Source organism: Fundidesulfovibrio putealis DSM 16056 (assembly GCF_000429325.1).
Classification (GTDB): Bacteria; Desulfobacterota; Desulfovibrionia; order Desulfovibrionales; family Desulfovibrionaceae; genus Fundidesulfovibrio; species Fundidesulfovibrio putealis.
On the sequence record NZ_AUBQ01000005.1, the window covers coordinates 390,981 to 408,468 of the forward strand.

The window sequence follows — 17,488 nt, forward strand, 5'->3', positions numbered from 1 at the left end:
GGGTCCGGTATGGTCCTGGCGCTTTTCGCGCGCCATGCTTCTGTCCGGTTGGGCGCGCTCGCCTAGCCCCGCTCCACCACGGCGGACCCGGACACGTCCAGGTGCGGCCCTGCCGGATAGCTGCCGAGAATTCGCAGCGAGTGCAGCTCGGTCCGCAGGTCTGCGATCATGGCGGCGTACTCCTCGCTGCCCAGGTCGCACTGGAGGTCCGCGAAGAACACGTACTTCCATTTTTCGCCGCGCAGCGGGCGCGACTCCAGCTTGGTCAGGTTGATGCCCTCTCCCGCCAGCTTCGAGAGCACGGCGGACAGCGCGCCGGGCTTGTCCGGCAGGGTGAACAGGATGGAGGTCTTGTCGCGGTTGCCGGCCTTGGTCTCGGCGGGTCCGATCACCAGAAAGCGCGTCCAGTTGTCGGGCAGGTCCTCGATGCGGCTGGCCAGCACGTTAAGCCCCAGCATCTCCGAGAGCTTCACGTGGCCGATGGCCGCCGACTTGGGGTTGTACAGCACGCGCTTGGCCGCTGCGGCCGTGGAGTCCGTGGGCACGATGCGGGCCATGGGCAGGTGCGCCTTGAGCCAGGCCCCGCACTGGGCCAGGGGCTGCGGGTGGGAGTAGACCTCCTCGATGCGCGTCAGGTCCGTGCCCTTGGAGAGCAGCGAATGGCTGATCTTGCAGTACAGCTCGGCCTGGATGAATACCTCGTGGCGCAGGAACAGGTCCAGGCTCTGGCCCACGGTGCCCTGCAGCGAGTTCTCAAGCGGAATGACCCCAAGCTCCACGTCGCGCAGGCTCACGGCCTCGAACACCTCGTCGATGGTCCTGCGCGGCTCGAAGTCCGCGCTTTTGCCCAGGTAGCTCACCGCCGCGAAGTAGGAGAAGGTCCCGTCCGGCCCCAGGTAGGCCACCTTCTGGGTGCGCTGGAGCCTGCGCGAGCTGGACATGATCTCGCGGTATACGGCGCGCAGGTGCTCGTCGGGCAAGGGGCCGGGGTTCTCGCGCGAGAGCTTCTCCAGCACCTCTTTTTCACGGAAGGGTTTGAATACCGGCTCGTCGCTTCCGGCCTTCAGCCTGCCGACCTCAAGCGACAGGGCCGCCCGGCGGTTCAGGAGCGAGAGCAGGTCGCAGTCCACCTGGTCGATGGCGTCGCGCACGTTGTCCAGGGGCGCGTCGTGCGCCGCGTCGTCTATTTTGGGCATGTCATCGGGCATAAGCCTAGCCTTCCTTGATCTCTTCGCAGATGCGCATGCCAAAGTGGCGTCCGGCCTGATCCACCTTGCACAGCACCTCGTCGCCCACCTTCAGGCTGACCACGCTGACCGGTTCGCCGGTGGCGCGCGTCAGGCGGATGGTCTCGGCGTTCTGCAAAAACACCGCGCCCTCCACGCCGCAGACCGTAGCCGTGACCAGCAGCATGGGGCGGATCTCCACCTTGGTGCGCCCGATGGTGGCCAGCGACGTGGACCCGTCCGCCGACACGATGAGCACCTCGTCGCCGGAGGACAGCTCTTCCAGGTAGCTTGTGCGGTCTCCGGGCATCACGGCGTAGGCGTGCACGGCCCCGGCGTTCACGCGAAACGGGCGCGCGGCCACGTAGGGGTTGGACTCGGTCTCGGCGTGCACCAGGAAGGTGAAGGCGCTGGAGTTCCCCACCAGCATACCCTGGCCCTTTTTGAGCATGCTCATGGTGTCCACGCACACCCGGTGGCCGAGCCCGGCGGCCTTGATGGAGGTGATCACGGCCTTCTCCAGGGGGATGGTCCCCTGGGAGAGCTTCACATCCGCCACGATCTTTTTGAGGTCGGCGGCGGCCTGGGGCAGCGCCACGATCACGTCCACGCCGCGCTCCAGGATTCCGGCGGCAAGTCGCGCCTGATCCAGGTCCGCGACTTCAACGCCCAGGCCCACGGACTGGGCCAGGATGTTCTCCACGGGGATGATCTCCCAGCCGAGCCCCAGCACTGTCTTCTTGCCCGCGGCAAGCGCGGCCACGGCGATGTCCTCGTCTGCCTTGGAGGCAAGCTCAACCCGAACGATATCTTCTGGGGTGAACACGTCCACCCGGCCCAGGGCGCGCACGTCGGGGGCGTGCTTGGCGTCGGTGATCACGGCGTCCACGCCGGACTCCAGGGCCAGGGTGACCAGGGTCTTGTCGAAAGGCATTGCTGAAAACCAGACCTGTTTCACTTTCGCCACCTAGTCCTTGAGGAGTTCCATGGCCTGTTCGACCTCCCAGTTGAGGTGCACCACGCCGTGCAGCGCCTGGACCAGGCGCGAGGGCTGGCCGTACTGGAAGATGTTGCGCCCGATGGACAGGCCGGAGCCGCCAGCCTGCACGGAGTCGTGGGCCATGCACACCAGGTCGCGCACGTTGGAGAGCTTGGGGCCGCCCGCGATGACCACGGGGATGCAGCAGGCGTCGCAGACCTTGGCGAAGCTCTCGATGTCGCCGGTGTAGGGAACCTTCACCACGTCCGCGCCGAGTTCCAGGCCCACGCGGGCGCAGTGGGCCACCACGTCGGGGTCGTACTCGTTCTTCACCTTGGGGCCGCGCGCGTAGACCATGGCCAGCACGGGAACGCCCCAGTCGGAAGCGGAGGAGGAGATGTGGCCGAAGTCTTCGAGCATGTGGCGCTCGGTCTCGTCGCCCAGGTTGATGTGCAGGGACACGCCGTCCGCGCCGAGCTTCAGGGCGTCCTCGACGGTGCCCACGAGGGTCTTGGCGTTGGGGAAGGGCGAGATGGTGGTGGAGGCGGAGAGATGGATGATGAGGCCCACGTCGCGGCCGCGTTTGCGGTGGGAGCAGCGCACCAGGCCCTTGTGCATGAGAACCGCGTTGGCGCCGCCTTCGGCCACCTGGTTTATGGTCTCGCGCATGTCGATCAGCCCGTCGATGGGGCCGACGGTCACGCCGTGGTCCATGGGCACGATTATCGTGCGGTTGGTGTTGCGGTTGAAGATGCGTTCGAGGCGGACGGCTTTTCCGATAAGCATGAGTCAATTCCTCCGGGTTTGCACCGGGGTCCGCTGGAGCCTGCGGACCTGGGATGAAAAAGAAGGGCCGCCGGCTTTTCGCCAGCGGCCCTCGGTGTGGTGTGGTTGTCGTCTCCGATCTTACCGTGCACCTCTCCCGATACCGCTGGCGCGGCTAAACCAATAAAAGGACCAAAAGAAGCCAGCGGCAAAGTTCAGGGAGTGCATGGACGGAAGAAGTACCCGCCCTGCGGCGAGCCTGTCAAGAGGGACGGCGCGAAATTTGCGTGAAATGGCAAATTCGGGGGGTTGGCGCCATCATCACGGGCGCCACAAGGCGGATTTCGAGGACGCCAAACGGTTCCGAACCCAGCAGCGAGTCGGCGTCGTGTTCCAGAAACTGGCCAAGCACGACCCCCTCTACGGCCTGACCAAGGACGTGATGGAGCATTACCTGGAGCGGCTTCCCCGCTCGGCGCAACGCGCTGTGCAGAGGATGTTCGCCCGCTGCCCGCATGAGGCGCTGGACTTCTACAAGGAAGTCCGGGAGGCGGCGGCGGAGGTCACCCGCATCCGCCACAAGCGCCGTTCACGCCGGGCCAGTTAAGAGGACTGGGCGGGCAGGCCCTGGGGCTTCGATGGCGAAGACGAGAAAACGATGCGGGAAGGCCATCCTTCCCGCACGCGACAAGGAGAATAATCGTGGAGAAGTTTATCGCAAATCTTGCGAACAATTACGTAAGCGCAAAAGACGAGGGAATTGAAGCGGCGCTGATTGCAGCGAACGATACGGGCATCGGGCAGGCCACGCCGGTTGCCGGGGCTCCGGGGACTGAGCCGTCGCTGAACGAAGGAACTCAGGCGGCATATGACCGGATTACCGGGAAGCTGCCGAAGTTCCAGGTTCCTGAAACGAAAACGATGGAGGACCACTACAAGTTCCGTCTCGCCGAAGCGGAAAAGAAGGGGGATAAGTCAACGGCTGACGAGATCATGAAAGAAATGGCTCCGATTGTCGGTGGTGCCATGGTTGGGAGTGCGTACGGTCCCGGTTGGGGGAGTTTGGCCGGGGCTACCATCGCCGGGATTGCGAACTCTGATCCATTTCGTCCCTCAAATCACGGAGATTTGGACGACCTGCCAGATTCTCACAACGGCCTTGGGCGCGCCATACCATAAGCTTGAAGGAGTGATAGGGGGAGGATTCTCACTCCCCCATACTCATTTCAGCATACTGCAAAGCACAAGGTTCGGTTCTATGAAGTTAAAGTATGATGAGACAAAAGTGAAAATGTAGGCACAGATTTTTACAAAATCAAATAAATCCATGAATCCACCTGTATGCCTTGGAGATGACACATTCATCCAAGTGGTACACCCATTTCGCAAGTTTATGCGAACCGAGAATTATAGTCAAAGATACAGCCGTCTCAATTAAATCTCCTCTCTCCATGATACTCGGTCTAGCCATGCTGCCCCGCCTTGATGAGATAGATAATGATACACGACACAATGAGGCTGAATGCGGCAAGCCCAAGCTCGAAAATCAGTCTGTAAAAGATTGGTTTTCCATATCGCACTCGCTTCTTGTTCCACCACCAGACGAAAGGCTCTTTCGTAGACATACTCACACTGCACTCCAAAGAAGTAATCGAGATTTCCCTCTCTCGCCCTCAAAGACGAACAAGCCCGGACAACCGCCCGGATTCCTGCGGCCAGCCCTAATTGTCGCTCAACGTGCGTGGCAACGAAGCCGCGCAGGCAAGCAATGGTCATCCAGCCTGACGGTCTGTGAATATTTATATCGACTCCTGGAAGGGCATGTCAACGGGAATGGTGCGCGGGGCGTGTCCAGCCTAATCCCCCAGCGGCGCGCCGGGGTGGAGATCATCGGTTCTCGCGACGGCCTGAGAGCCCCCGCTCGTCTGACTCTGCCGCCCTGCGTCAGGCTTTCGGGACCAGCCGCGCCTCCTCGGCTGCGCTGCCGATGGGGAAGCTCAGCTCCATCCTGGCTCCCGGGGCGCAGGACATGCGCAGCTCGCCCCTGAGCTGCCGGGTGAGTTCCGAGACCAACTGCAAGCCGAGGTTCTGGGATTCGTCCATGTCCAGGCTCTCCGGGAAACAGGGGCCGTCGTCCTGCACCACCAGCACGGCCCGCCCGTCGCTGGCGGAGAGGGACACTCCGAGCATGCCGTTTCGCCCGTCGGCGAAGGCGTGCTTCAGGGCGTTGGTGACCAGTTCGTTCAGCAGCAGGCCGCAGGGCACGGCGCTGTCGATTCCCAGGGTGACCGGCTCGGCGTTGACGTGGGCTTCCACCATGCCGACCCGGGTGCTGAACGCGGCTGTGACGCTGTCCACCAGGCTGGCGATATAGGGGGCCATGTCGATGGCGGTCAGGCTCCCGGACTTGTAGAGTTGTTCGTGGATGAGGGCCATGGACCTGATGCGCGCGGAGAGCTGTCCGGCGCGTTCGGCCTCTTCGGGGCCGGAGGCGTCGTCGAACTGCAGGGCGATCAGGCTGGTGATGATCTGGAGGTTGTTCTTCACCCTGTGGTGGATCTCCTTGAGCAACGTTTCCTTCTCGGCCAGCGAGCGCCGGAGGGCCTCTTCGGAGTTCTTGCGGGCCTGGATGTCCTCCACCATCGAGATGAAATACTGCGGTTCCCCTGCGTCGTCCCGGACAAGCGACACGGTGAGGCACACCCATGCGTGTTCCCCGGTCTTGCGGACGTAGCGTTTATCGATGGAGTAGGTCTTGATTTCCCCGGACAACACCTGCGCGACCAAGGCCAGGTCGGCGTCGAGATCGTCCGGGTGGGTGATGTCCTGGAAGGTCAGCAGCCGGATTTCCTCCGGCGAGTACCCTGTGATGCTGCACAGCTTGTTGTTCACCATCAGCCAGCGCCCGTCGAGCCCAACGTGTGCGATGCCCACGGCGGCCTGTTCGAAGGTGGCCTGGAAGCGCTTCTGGTTCTCGCGCAGCACGGCTGCGTGGCGCTTGCTGTTCTTTATCAGGTTATCGGCCTTGGCCAGGAGTTCCTGAACCGAAAAGGGCTTGGTGATGTAGTCCTGGACGCCTTCGCGCAGCAGCGAGAGCCGGGCGTCGTCATCGGCCTTGGCCGTGAGCATGATCACGGGGACCTCGTCGAGTTCCGGGTGCAGCCTCATCTCGCGCACCATCCGGTCGCCGGTCACCAGGGGCATCATCATGTCGGTCAGGATGAGGTCGGGTTTCAGGCGCAGGGCCATTTCGAGCCCTTCCTGGCCGTTGAAGGCGCTGGCGGTGCGGTATCTGGCCTCCAGGGACTGCCGGATGAAGGCGTTCATGTCCGCGTTGTCCTCGACGATGAGCACGAGGCCCGCATCCGGCAGGACTGCTGGGGAACAGCCCTGCGCAGGCGCTGGGCCGGTCGTCTGTTCATGCCCGGCCTGTTGCGTCAGCGTATCATCGAGAAAGACCGTGGAGCGCTGGATGACGGCCCCAGGCGGGGCGGCCAGCGGCAGGGACACCGTAAACGAGGCTCCGCCCAGGAGAGAGGCTCCGTAGGCGATGCTCCCCTTATGCAATTCGGCGAATTCCTTGCAGATTGCCAGGCCAAGTCCCGTGCCGCCGAACCTCCGGGAGGCGTCGCCCTCGGCCTGCCTGAACCGCTCGAACACGGCCTGGCGCATGCCCTGCGGCACTCCTGGCCCGCTGTCCTCCACCCGCAGGACGAGGACGTCGGCTTTCATGGTCAGATTCAGGACGATTTCCCCTCCCTGGGGAGTGAACTTGAACGCGTTGGACAGCAGATTGAGTATGATCCGCTGGTATTTCTCGGCGTCCAGCTGGGCCGTTAGCTGCGGGGGCGTGCGGACGTAGAAGCGTATCCCCATGTCCTGGGCGAGCGATTCGAAGTGCGAGGCGGTCAGGGATGCGAGATGGGCGGCGTTCACATCGCTGTAGCGGACATCCATTCGTCCCGCCTCGACTTTGGCGACGTCCAGCAGGTCGCTCACGTGGCGGTAGAGTTGGCGGGCGTTGCGTTGCATCATGCCCAGGTCGTGGTGGATGTGTTCCGGCAGGTCCGGCAGTGACAACAGTCTGCCGATGGGGCCAAGTATCAGGGTCAGGGGCGTGCGCAGTTCGTGGCTGACGTTGGCGAAGAACTGGGTCTTGAGCTCATCCAACTCCCGCGTTTTCTGATACAGGCGGGTGATCTCTTCGTTGGCCTGCTTGAGGCTGGCGCTGGCCTCGGCGACTTCCCTGGCGCGTGAATAGATCTCGGCCTCCATCTGCGTTTCCCGCGCGAGCATTTCCTGGGTCAGGCGGGACTGTTCCACTCCGCGCTGCTTGACCTGGACGAAGTCGGTGATGTCCTCCACCCGGTGGATGATGTAGGCCAGCGAGCCGTCGGGATTCAGCACCGGCGAGTTGAGGGGGCTCCAGAAGCGGGTCTCGAAGCCGCCGCCTTCGTTTTCAGGCTTTCGGATGTCGTATTTCTGCACCGGCATGGCGTCCGGGGCGCGGGTTTGCAGGACGCGGTGCAACGAGGCGTTCAGGTTGCGCACGCCCTCGGTGGCAGGGTCGTCCGGGTTGTCCGGGAATACCTCGAAGATGCCCTTGCCGAGGATGCCCTCGCGCACGGTCTTGGTGGCGTTGAGGTATGCGTCGCTTACGGCCACGATGCGCAGCGTATTGTCGAGAGCGAGGAAAAGGCCAGGGGAGGATTCAAAAAGCGTTTTGAAATCCGGGCTGTTGTCCGAAATGTGGACGGCCATGGTATGGTTGGTGCTGTTTTCGGACGCTTGACCCATTGCATAATCCTTTGCAAAGTTCCCTAGGCTCGATCTGAATCATGTGTACATTCATATCCTCTTTTGTTTGGCGTTTGTAAATAGTCAGGACGGTATTTGTCAGGCCTCGGTGCAGATCTGGCGCGGCACGGCATATTTGGATGTTCTAATAATCAATCCGGGACGTTCCTGGGCTGGTCGAATCCCTTCCGGGCGAACACCGCGCACAGGATGAATGCCGCAAGGCTGGCTGCGGCTCCGGCTGCCAGAAAGCCCGCATCCCCCATAAGCTGCGTGGCCCAGACGCCGAGTATAGGCCCCAGGAAGTTGCCCATCTGCTGGAACATGCTGAGCAGGTTGGTGTTCACGGCCTGGAAGCGCTTGTGCGAGATGGAGAACATGAGCGAGTTGAGCATCGGGGACCCGACCCCCATGCCCGCGCCCAGCACCAGGGCGGCGGCGTAGGCCTGCACGGGGCCGCCTGCCGTTGCGGTGAGCACGCAGCCAGCCCCGGCCAGGGCGAAGGCCAGCATGATCAGGCGCGTTTTGCGCACCTTGTCGAACAGGTTCATGGCCAGAAGCCGTATGATCATGATGCAGCCCATCTGGATGCTGAAGAACGTGCCCACGTTGGCGATGGACCGGGCCTGGAAGAAGGCTTTGGTCAAAAAGAACACCGTGCTGAACATGATCAGGTACAGGGTGGTCATGCACAGCATCATGGCCACCGGGGGCAGGGCGGCGTTTTGCAGCATGCCCCGGAAGGTGACGACGCTATCCCGGCGATCATCCGTCTGGACAGCTCCGGGAGAGCCCGTCGTCCCCAGGGCATCCTGGTTTGCTGCGGCTTCGCGCGCCGCGACCTTCCCGGCGATGCGCCGCCCCACCGTGAGCATCAGCACCAGCGCGGGCAGAAGCGACAGCGACATGAGCATGTAGCCCTGCGCCATCTGCTCCAGATTGCGTGTGAAGGGGTCGAAGGCCGCAGGGACCACGCAGAAGGGCAGGAGTCCGGCCAGGGAATACAGGCCGAAGGCCCTCCCCGACAGCCCCGGCGGGATGATGCGCACGAACAGCGTGGTTGCCGAGGTGAGCATGAGCGAGAACCCCAGGCCGTTGCCCAGGCGAAGCGCCAGTATCTCCATGGGCGAAGCGGCGCGCAGGTAGCAGTAGCCGCAGATCATGAGCACAACCGCCCCGGCGCAGGCGCAGGGCGGGGCGCGGCGCACGGTCATGAGGGGGCTCAGCACCAGGAAAAAGGCGATGGTGGACAGCGAGGACGCGCCGATGAGGAATCCGCGCCACTCCTGCCCGATGCCAAGCATCCCCAGGTACACGTCCAGGCTGTAGAACACCGTGGTGTTGCAGTAGATAAAGAACACCAGCAGGCACAGGGTCACGAACTCGAAGGAGAAGAGGCGGGGGCCGCCTGACGGATGGCTCATTGGTCTGCGGGCTCCTGGCCGGTGACGCCGTGCAGGGCGAATTGCGAGACGATGCGGGCGATCTGCGCCGCGTTATCCGGGGTGTAGGTTTCAAGGCCGGTCCACTGCAGGAAGGCCGTGCGGCTCCTGGACAGGGCGCTGACCATGGCGAAGAGGCCAAAGGCCAGGGTGCGGGCCTCCAGGCTGTGCTCCTCGCGGCCCGTGGCCTGGGCGATAACGCGGGCGTAGGCCTCCACCACGGGGAGGATTGCCTGGGCGTAGATGCGCTCGAAGGCCTCGCTCGGGGCGACCATTTCCCGCTGGATGAGCAGGCTCATCCAGAGTGATCGTTTGACGGTGAGGACCTTGGTCACCAGCCGGGTGAGCATGTCCCCGGCGGCCTGGGCGGCCTGTTCGCGCGGCGCTTCGGGGGCAAGGCCGCTGGCCGGGGCCAGGGTGTCCGCGTAGATGGCGGCCAGGCTCTCGGCCACGTGGTCGATGACGGCGGCGTAGAGGCCAGCCTTGCCACCGAAGTGGAAGCTGACGGCTGCGGAGTTGGCCTCGCAGGCCGTGGCCAGCTCGCGGATGGAGACCCCCTCGAAGCCTTTTTGGGCGAAAAGGCGCAGGCCTTCCTCGATGAGGCGTTCGCGGGTGCGCTGGCCGCGCAGGGTGCGCTGGTCGGTTCGGGCGGTCATGGCGTCTCCTTGACGATGCGAGACGCTCAGGTATGCCCGGCCAGGAACTTAGTCAATCGTTTGTTTTAAATGTTTGGGGGCGCGGGAATCAGGCGCGCAGGCAAAGAAAGCCCCCGGACGCCATTGGCTGGCGTCCGGGGGCTGGAGTTGTTGTGCGCGCTGCGGGATGGCCGCAACGGGCGGAGCCGTTTGGGGGGGCGGCCTATTTGGCGGGCGCGGCCACCGGGAAGTCGAAATAGGTGTCCGGGAAGGGCTCCTTCTTCAGTGTGAAGTGCCACCACTCGGCCTCGTAGGGCGCAAACCCGTGTTTTTCCATGAGGGTGCGCAGCAGAAGCCTGTTGTGCCGGGCCACCAGGGGTACGTCGTTCGACAGCGGGGCTGATTTGGGGTCCATGCAGTCAAACCCTGTGCCCATGTCCAAAGCGCCGTCGTTGAAGCGCACGTCGTAGGGCGCGGTGCAGGGCTTGAGCTCCTGGCCCGGCGTGTAGGACTCGCCGGGGCGCGGCGGCCAGGGGATTATGGTCAGGTCCACGGTGGAGCCGCGCGAGTGGCCCGATTTCAGGGCCACGTAGCCCTTGTCGAAAAAGTCTTTCTTGTCCTCGGCGGGATAGAACTCGTTTTTGGCGATCTGGTCGCTTATGGCCTTGCTCCAGGCCGCGAAGTCGGCCACGGCGCGCTTGGGGCGGTAGCCGTCGTAGACCTTGAGCCCGAAGCCCGAGGCGTTCAGTTCCTCCTGCACGGCTTTGAGGGCATTGGCCGCTTCCAGGGTGAGGATGCACTCGGGGGCGTCGTAGCCTTTGACCGGGCGGCCCAGGAAGTTGTGCCACCCGGCGTAGCGGATGTCCTGGACGATGTCCGGGGCCACGTCACGCAGATACACGAAGCGCGCAGGCAGGCCCTCGGCGGCGGTGGCGGGCACGGACGAGAAGGACAGGACGAACAGGATGGCCAGAAAGATGGTGCGCACGGCGCCCTCCACTGCGGAACGAAAAAGGATGATGACGCTTTTCAGGAGATCAGGCCGAACTTGCGCAGTTCGTCCACCAAAACATCGGGTGTGACCGGCTTGGTGAGGAAGCTCATGGCTCCTCCCTGGAAAAAGGCCCGGTTCACGTTTCGCGAGTCGCTGAGGGCCGAGACCATGACCACGGCGGCCTCGGCTTCCCCCCGGACCCCGGCCTCGCGCTCCAGGTTGCGCAGCTTCTGCAGGGTCTGGTGGCCGTCCATGCCGGGCATGCAGATGTCCACCAGCACGGCGTCGAAGGGTTTCTCCTCCTCGATGGCCTGGGCGAACGCGCACAGGCCCTCCGCCCCGCTGGCGGCCGAGATGGTGCTGGCGTGGGGGGCGAGGACTTCCTCGAAATAGAGGCGTGTGAACGGATCGTCGTCTATGATGAGCGCGCGCATGGTTACTCCAACCCGCGCGCACATACATGTTCACCCGGATGGTGTCAAAACGGGACCTGAAGTATCCCGATCAGGACCCAGACGGGCGTCACGTTTCATTTCAAGGCAGGACTTTGCCCGACGAAGGCCCCGCTAGCCGAAGGGATTGCCGGAATCTTTCGGCGGGGCCGCGTTCAGGAAGCCCCCCGTGCGCGACAGGCGCGCGGCGCTCACCGGGGCGCTGGCCAGCCCGCAGAAGCCGGGGGCGCTCTCGCCGTCCTCCTCGCCCATCCAGCGCCACATCATGCACTGAGCGCCCTGGCAGAAGCGCAGCTTGCCGTCGGGCGTGGTCAGCAGGGGACAGAAAAGAAACCGCGCGTCTTTTTCCAGCGTAGGCATCAGGCGTCTCCGGTTTTGACGGTCTTTATCACCATGAGGGTCACGTCGTCTTCGGCGGGGACGTCCCCGCGAAAGTCGTTCCAGGCGGCAAGCAGCGTGTCCAGGATGTTCTGCGCGGTGCTTGGGGCGTGTTCGCGCAGGACGGCGCGCACGCGCTCCTTGCCGAACATGGAGCCGTCCGGCCCGCGCGCCTCCCACAGGCCGTCGGAGCCGATGAGCAGCACGTCGCCGCATTGCGGCATGGGCTGCGAGTTCTCCTGGAAGGTCCGGTCGTCAAGGACGCCCAGCGGGATTCCCGGCCCGCCCAGCTCCTGGAAGTCGTCCGTGGCGGCGCGGTAGAGGATGGCCGGGTCGTGCCCGGCGCGCACCCAGCGCATGATGTTTGATCGCGGGTTGGCCTCCAGGTAGAAGAGCGTCATGAACCGGCCCGTGTCGCCCGTATCCAGGGACAGGAAGCGGTTCACGTCGGTTATCACCTGGGCGGGCGTGCCGGGCTGGCGCACCCGCATGCGCAGATAGGCCCGCGCCGTGGCCATCAGGAGCGCCGCGTCCAGGCCGTGTCCGGTGACGTCCCCCACCAGCAGGGCGGTGCGGTCGGGGTTGTCGTGGGCGGCGGGGATCACGTCGAAGGAGTCGCCCCCGGTCTCCTGGCAGGGGATGCTCACGGCTGCCAGATCGAGCCCTGCCAGGGCGGGCATCTCGTCCGGTATGAGCCGCTGGTGCACCTCGCGGGCCAGGACCATGGCCTGCTTCAGGCGCGTGCTTTCCTCAATCTCCGGGACCATCTCGTTGAAGACCTTGCCCAGTTCCATGAACTCGCGCCCGCCCGATGGCGTGACGCGCACGGAGAAGTCGCCCTCGCCCAGGCGGTCGGCCATGTCGGCCAGGTCCGAGAGGGGGCGGGTGAACGAGCGCGACACGAAAAGCGCGGCCACGCCGACCACCGCCAGCGCCGCCAGGAACATGACCAGCGTCTGGCCCATCTGGGTCTGGACGCGTTCCTTGATGTACTCGGAGGCCCGGACGGCGTCGGCGGCCACGTCTGTCTTGGGCGCGGAGAGCACCAGGGCCATGCCCTTCACGCCCACGGGAGCGTAGGCCCAGATGAAATCCTTGGTGCCAAGCTCCGCCTGGCGGACCTCGCTCATGCCTTTGCCCAGGTCATCGAGGATGTTGCGCAGCTCCTGCGGGTCGTCCGGGGTGAGCCACACCGGTTCGGCCAGGCCCATCATGCCCATGCGCCGCCCCTTGCCGTGCCCGCCCTCGGGCGCTTCGCCGCCGTCCTGGGGGTCGGTGCGCCCGATGACCCGCAACCCCTTCACTGCTGAGTCCGGGTGGTCGTAGGCCACCAGATAGGTGCGCAGGCGATCCGAGAGGCTGGAGGTGTGCACCGAGCTCATGCCGCCGATGGCCAGGGGGGCCATCACCGCCGTGACGCCCACGGCCTGCCCCGAGGCGTCGCGCACGGGAACCGACAGCGTGACCCCGATGCGCCGCGTGACCGGATCGATCACCGGCGCGGTCCACACGGCCCCGTTCTCGCGCATGGCCAGTTGGTACCAGGCGGCCTCGCGCCCGTCGAAACGCCTGGGGAGCTTCACTTCGGCGGAAGCTTCCAGGCGTCCGTCCGCGAACACGGTGAGCTGGCCGACCGTTTCCCGCACCGGGATGCTCATGGATTTGCGGTAGGCCTCGGCCAGCCGGACGGAGAGATCAGGCGTGGACTGCGCGGCCAGGGCCTTCTCCACCTCGGAGGCCTGCAAGCGCAGGGTCTGCTCCAGCAGCAGCCCCTGGCGGCGCCAGAGTTCGGCGTGGTCCTCCACCATGGTGAGCATCTGGGATTTGGCCTTGGCCACCAGCGTGTGCTGGCTGCGGGCGATCAGGTCCTGGGTGAGGTGCTTGACCGCGAAGTGGCCGTTTACGCGCAAAAAAAGAATAGGCAGGACGGAGAGGGCCAGGAGCAGCAGGAACAGCTTGGCCCGGACGCTCACGGCGCTTCTCCCTGCCTCGTAGCCTTGGGGGCGGACGGTTGATTCGGGATGCTCAGGTGGCTCATGGCTCCATCTCCAGGTATTCGCTCAGGATGACCTTCATGCCGAACCCCGGGAAGTTCACCCTGCATTTGCCGTCGTCCAGGCGGGCCACCACCTTGCCGCGCCCGAAGATGCGGTGCTGGCAGAAGCCCAGGGGGCCGTCGCCCATTGCCGAGGGCGAGGAGGCCAGGGCCGAGCGGGCTTCAGGTTCCGGGATGGGCGCGTGTAACGACGTTGTCCGCCTTGGTGATTCGAAGCGCGTCGGGGAGCCGCAGCCGCAGTTTCCGCTGGACGATCCGAAAGACGAGCTCGAAGACGCCGACGCGGCGGTCAGGCTGCCCGAGAAGGTCTCGCGCAGCTCCGAATACAGGGCGCGCGGCAGTTCGCGCACGAAGATGCTGGGCATGGCGGGCTGGGAGCCGCCCCCGGCGCGGTTGTAGATGGTGCCGGGCACGAAGAGCGTCAGTTCGTCCTTGGCGCGGGTGCAGGCCACGTACAGAAGCCGCCGTTCCTCCTCCAGATCTTCGGGCCGGGCCAGGGCGTGGCGCGAGGGGAAGCGGTCGTCCACCAGATCCAGAAGCAGCACGGCGGGCCACTCCAACCCCTTGGCCGAGTGCACGGTGGAGAGCACCACCGCGTCCTCCCGGACGCCTTTCTGCTCCTCCGCCGGGTTCTCCAGGGCCAGGTCGGCCAGGAACTGCTCCATGTGGGCGTAGGTGGCGGCGATCTGCCCCAGCTGCTCAAGTCCCGCCAGGCGGCGCGGAAAGTCCTCGGGGTGCAGATGCGTGAGCGTGGGCGTGTAGAAGGTCACGGCCCGGTCCAGCAGGGCGGCAGGCCCGCCCGGATCGGCGCGCAGGTCTTCGAGGAACGCGAACAGGGCCTCCAGGCCGGGGTTCTTTTTGCGCTGGGCGGCCAACACGCCTTGATCGTTGTCGCGCACGGCGGCGGCGATCTTCATGGCGGTCTTCTCGCCGATCTTGTCCACCAGGGTGAGCACGCGCTTCCAGGCCACGGCGTCGCGCGGGTTGTGCAGGACGCGCAGGTAGGCCACGGCGTCCTTGACGTGGGCGGCCTCGGAGAAGCGCAGGCCCCCGTACTTCTGGAAGGCGATGCCTTCCTTGTTCAGCGCCAGCTCCAGCGCGTAGGACTGGTACCCGGCCCGAAACAGCACCGCGATCTCGCAGGCCATGTAGCGCTTTCGCAGCTCGCGGATGCGGTCGGCGGCCAGCTTGGCCTGGGTCTGGTCGGAGTAGGCCTTGACGATCTCGGGCAGTGGGCCTTCGGTGCGGTCGGTGAAGAGGTTCTTCTCGAAGCGGTCCTTGGCCTGGCTCAGGATGGAGTTGGTCAGGTCCAGGATGGGCTGGGTGGAGCGGTAGTTCTGCTCCAGGCGCACCACGCGCGTGCCCTCGTAGATGCGGGGGAAGGACAAAATGTTCTCCACGTTGGCCCCACGGAAGGCGTAGATGGACTGGGCGTCGTCGCCGACAGCCATCACGTTGCCCGCCTCGCCCGCCAGGAGCTTCACCAGGCGCGCCTGCACCATGTTGGTGTCCTGGTATTCGTCCACCATGATGTAGCGGTGGCGGGCGCGAAGCGCCTCCAGCAGCTCCGGGTTCTCCACCAGCACGCGCTCCAGGGTGAAGAGCATGTCGTCGTAGTCCAGCAGGCCGTGGTTGCGCTTGTATTCCTCGTAGCCCTCGGCCAGCTGCTCCAGGGCCGAGGCGTGGGGCAGGAGCTGGTAGGACTCGCGCGAGAGCACCTCGTGGATGGACAATTCTTTATTGCGGGACTTGCCGATGAGCTCCAGCACGAAGCCCTTCTTGGGGAAGCTCTTGTCGCCCTTGCCCAGGCCCTTCTCGCCCATCACCAGCCCCATGACGTCTTCCGCGTCGCCCCGGTCCATGATGGTCAGCGATCCGGGATAACCCACGGCCTGGGGATAACGCCTGAGCGTGGCGAAGGAGAAGGCGTGGAACGTGCCGCCCTGCACGCCGCCCAGGGCCATGCCCAGGAGCTTTTCGGCGCGGTGGAGCATTTCCGTGGCGGCCTTGCGGGTGAAGGTGAGCAGCAGGATGGAGGAGGGCTCAACGCCCAGGCTCACCAGCCGGGCGAGGCGATGCACCAGGGTGCGCGTCTTGCCGGAACCGGCTCCGGCGATGACCAGCACCGGCCCGTCGGTGGCCATCACGGCCTCGAGCTGGGCCGGGTTCAGCTGGCTCTTGAAGTCTATGGGCATGGCGTTCTTACGCCTCCAGCCCGAAATACGTGAACATCTCGCGTCCGGCCTCGCTGACCGTGGCGGGCGAGCTGCCCTGCGAGTCGTAATAGAAGGCGTCGCCAGCCGTGTGCACCCCAAAGCGTCCGTGCAGGCCGCAGAGCTGGAGCCGGTCGAACTTGCCGGTCAGGGCGTAGCCGGGGCGCGCCTCGCAGATCAGGTCAGGAGCCTTGAAGGTGAAGGGGCCGGAGTAGATCTCGCGCGGATCGTGCACGGCGGCCATGATGGGCTTGCCCTCATGGCTGAGTTCCATCAGCGAGGCCTTCAGCTCGTCTTTCAACTTGTCGGCGATGTACTGGTGGAAGACGCCGCGCGCGAAGCGTTCCTTGACGTTTATGAAGATGCGGCCCGGGTCCAGGGCGAAGGCTGCGGACTCGTGCGGGGCGATGGCCTGGCTGTCGTACTCGTTGGTCCCCCGGTCCTTCAGCGTCAGGATACCCTGGGACATGAGCCACACGTTCAGGTCCACTTCGGTTATGCACTCGGTGAAGCCGTGGTCGGCCAGCACGATGAGGCGTTTGGGGCCTTTCAGTGCGTCAAACCGCTCCAGCACCAGGCCGATCACGCGGTCCCACTCCGCCAAAAACTCCATGAAGGCCCCGTGCAGGGCGTGCTGCGGATTGGCCACGGCGGGATAGAAGAAATGGAACAGCCGGTCCGTCTCGGTGAGCACCAGCATGAACAGGTCCCAGGAGAGGTCCGGCCAGAAGAGTTCCAGGGCTCTTGCGCGCGAGCGAAGCGTGGCCCGCACCTGGGAGAGCAGATAGTCCGGGTCTTTTGCGCCGCGCGTGGTGTCGGCCTCCAGCACGTAGCCCTCGCCGGCCAGGATTCCCGCCAGGAAGGGCGGATGTACGGCCTTTTGCAGGTCGTGCGCCACGAACCCGGCCACCATCATGCCGGGGATGGGCTTGGCCGGGTAGGCTCCGGGCAGGTTCAGCACCTTGGAGGTCAGGCCCTTCTCGCCCATGCGCTCGAAAATCGAGGAGGCCTTGATGGCCGAGGAGTCCACCAGCGACTGGGCGTAGCTGGCCGGATCGATCTGCGAGAACCCGAACACGCCGTGCCCGCCGGGGTTCTTGCCGGTGACGAACGAAGCCCAGTTCACCGGGGACAGCTCGGGCAGTTCGGCGCGGATGGCGCGGGCGTTGGAGGAGAGGGCCAGCGTCGCCAGATTGGGCAGTGAGCCGTCACGGCAGAGCGATTGCGCGAGAGAGAAGGGCAGTCCGTCCAGGCCGAGAACCACGAGGCGTGTGCGCCCATTGAGTTGATCGTGCATGGGGCATCCCATATCAGCACGAGGGCAAAGGGCCAAGAGGCGAGAGGGGCGAACGGACGCAGCCCGGCAAAACGGCCCCTCGATTGACGAGCCAGCCGGGCAAGGCTAGAAGTACCGTCTTCCCACACGCCCGAGTGGTGGAATTGGTAGACACCAGGGACTTAAAATCCCTTGATCCGAAAGGGTCGTGCCGGTTCGAGTCCGGCCTCGGGCACCATGATTTCAATATGTTAGACATGAAACAGGCCGATTTC

At 64.9% G+C, this 17,488-nt stretch carries 14 protein-coding genes and 1 tRNA gene; 3 read left to right on the plus strand and 12 right to left on the minus strand.

The features are described 5' to 3' along the window. Nucleotides 1-62: 62 nt before the first annotated feature. The 3 genes from pheA to G453_RS0107155 are packed head-to-tail and all read right to left on the minus strand — an operon-like array spanning nucleotide 63 to nucleotide 2,991. On the minus strand, nucleotides 63-1,208 hold the full coding sequence (gene pheA, locus G453_RS0107145; RefSeq protein ID WP_051271938.1) for a prephenate dehydratase: 1,146 nt from the start codon (nucleotides 1,206-1,208) through the stop codon (nucleotides 63-65). A gap of 4 nt (nucleotides 1,209-1,212) precedes the next feature. Continuing rightward, the gene (locus G453_RS0107150; protein ID WP_027190498.1) at nucleotides 1,213-2,184 is read right to left on the minus strand and encodes a 3-dehydroquinate synthase II family protein; all 972 of its coding nucleotides are present in this window, start codon (nucleotides 2,182-2,184) and stop codon (nucleotides 1,213-1,215) included. Between the two features lie 9 nt (nucleotides 2,185-2,193). After that, nucleotides 2,194-2,991, minus strand: a complete 798-nt coding sequence (locus G453_RS0107155; RefSeq protein WP_027190499.1) for a 2-amino-3,7-dideoxy-D-threo-hept-6-ulosonate synthase — start codon at nucleotides 2,989-2,991, stop codon at nucleotides 2,194-2,196. A gap of 367 nt (nucleotides 2,992-3,358) precedes the next feature. Here G453_RS0107155 and G453_RS0107160 point away from each other — a divergent pair, with 367 nt between their 5' ends. Further along, nucleotides 3,359-3,577 carry a hypothetical protein gene (locus tag G453_RS0107160; RefSeq protein ID WP_156920839.1) on the plus strand — a complete coding sequence of 73 codons (219 nt, stop codon included), beginning with the start codon at nucleotides 3,359-3,361 and terminating at the stop codon, nucleotides 3,575-3,577. Between the two features lie 95 nt (nucleotides 3,578-3,672). After that, a complete protein-coding gene (locus tag G453_RS0107165) occupies nucleotides 3,673-4,149 on the plus strand; it encodes a hypothetical protein (protein WP_027190501.1) in 477 nt (158 codons plus the stop codon). A 765-nt stretch (nucleotides 4,150-4,914) separates the two neighbouring features. Here G453_RS0107165 and G453_RS22880 read toward each other — a convergent pair. The 9 genes from G453_RS22880 to G453_RS0107215 all read right to left on the minus strand — a co-directional run bounded on the left by G453_RS22880 (nucleotide 4,915) and on the right by G453_RS0107215 (nucleotide 17,234). Continuing rightward, nucleotides 4,915-7,767 (minus strand): ATP-binding protein, encoded by a 2,853-nt coding sequence (locus tag G453_RS22880; protein ID WP_051271941.1) that lies wholly within the window; start codon nucleotides 7,765-7,767, stop codon nucleotides 4,915-4,917. A gap of 152 nt (nucleotides 7,768-7,919) precedes the next feature. After that, the gene (locus G453_RS22885) at nucleotides 7,920-9,191 is read right to left on the minus strand and encodes an MFS transporter (RefSeq protein ID WP_051271943.1); all 1,272 of its coding nucleotides are present in this window, start codon (nucleotides 9,189-9,191) and stop codon (nucleotides 7,920-7,922) included. Then, nucleotides 9,188-9,865, minus strand: a complete 678-nt coding sequence (locus G453_RS0107185) for a CerR family C-terminal domain-containing protein (protein WP_027190502.1) — start codon at nucleotides 9,863-9,865, stop codon at nucleotides 9,188-9,190. Before G453_RS0107185 ends, G453_RS22885 begins: the two co-directional genes overlap by 4 nt. A gap of 202 nt (nucleotides 9,866-10,067) precedes the next feature. Further along, the gene (locus G453_RS0107190) at nucleotides 10,068-10,832 is read right to left on the minus strand and encodes a M15 family metallopeptidase (RefSeq protein WP_027190503.1); all 765 of its coding nucleotides are present in this window, start codon (nucleotides 10,830-10,832) and stop codon (nucleotides 10,068-10,070) included. Nucleotides 10,833-10,873: 41 nt separating this feature from the next. Further along, nucleotides 10,874-11,272: a response regulator gene (locus tag G453_RS0107195; protein ID WP_027190504.1), complete on the minus strand. Its 399-nt coding sequence runs from the start codon at nucleotides 11,270-11,272 to the stop codon at nucleotides 10,874-10,876. A 132-nt stretch (nucleotides 11,273-11,404) separates the two neighbouring features. Continuing rightward, complete coding sequence (locus G453_RS22890; protein WP_043644759.1) at nucleotides 11,405-11,650, minus strand: hypothetical protein; 246 nt, start codon at nucleotides 11,648-11,650, stop codon at nucleotides 11,405-11,407. Next, complete coding sequence (locus tag G453_RS0107205; RefSeq protein ID WP_027190505.1) at nucleotides 11,650-13,641, minus strand: SpoIIE family protein phosphatase; 1,992 nt, start codon at nucleotides 13,639-13,641, stop codon at nucleotides 11,650-11,652. The genes G453_RS22890 and G453_RS0107205 overlap by 1 nt, the downstream gene beginning before the upstream one ends. A gap of 61 nt (nucleotides 13,642-13,702) precedes the next feature. Beyond that, complete coding sequence (locus G453_RS0107210; protein WP_043644762.1) at nucleotides 13,703-15,919, minus strand: ATP-dependent helicase; 2,217 nt, start codon at nucleotides 15,917-15,919, stop codon at nucleotides 13,703-13,705. Nucleotides 15,920-15,926: 7 nt separating this feature from the next. Next, nucleotides 15,927-17,234 carry an alkaline phosphatase family protein gene (locus G453_RS0107215; RefSeq protein ID WP_027190507.1) on the minus strand — a complete coding sequence of 436 codons (1,308 nt, stop codon included), beginning with the start codon at nucleotides 17,232-17,234 and terminating at the stop codon, nucleotides 15,927-15,929. Nucleotides 17,235-17,362: 128 nt separating this feature from the next. On the opposite strand from G453_RS0107215, the gene G453_RS0107220 reads away from it, so the two are divergent. Beyond that, a tRNA-Leu gene (locus tag G453_RS0107220) sits at nucleotides 17,363-17,451 on the plus strand. Nucleotides 17,452-17,488 lie beyond the last annotated feature (37 nt).